Origin of the sequence: Chromohalobacter sp. HP20-39 (assembly GCF_033052815.1) — a bacterium.
Classification (GTDB): domain Bacteria; phylum Pseudomonadota; class Gammaproteobacteria; order Pseudomonadales; family Halomonadaceae; genus Chromohalobacter.
Genome location: NZ_JAWHTP010000651.1, coordinates 1 through 274 on the forward strand (window position 1 = coordinate 1; position 274 = coordinate 274).

A 274-nucleotide genomic window follows, 5' to 3' on the forward strand; every position below is an offset into this window, starting at 1 on the left:
GCAAATGCAACCGCCAGGTTGGATGCGATGAGCAGCACCGAGAACGCCAGCAGCACGCGGCGCCGGTCGATCGCGCGGGTCGCGGCGGCTGTCAGCAGGCTTGTAACGAGGGCGACCGCTGCGGTGGCTGTCACGGCCTGCCCGGCAACGCCTTCGGTCACGCCCAGGCTTTCGGCCATTGGCGTGAGCAGGCTGGCGGGCAGGAATTCGGCCGTGACGAGCCCGAACACGCCAAGCGTCATTGCAAAGACCGCGCCCCAGGCCGGTTCACGGG

General features: G+C 69.0%; 1 pseudogene. It reads right to left on the minus strand.

What is annotated here, in order from left to right:
* Positions 1-274 (minus strand): annotated as a pseudogene (locus RVY79_RS19550) (MFS transporter); the annotation flags it as partial.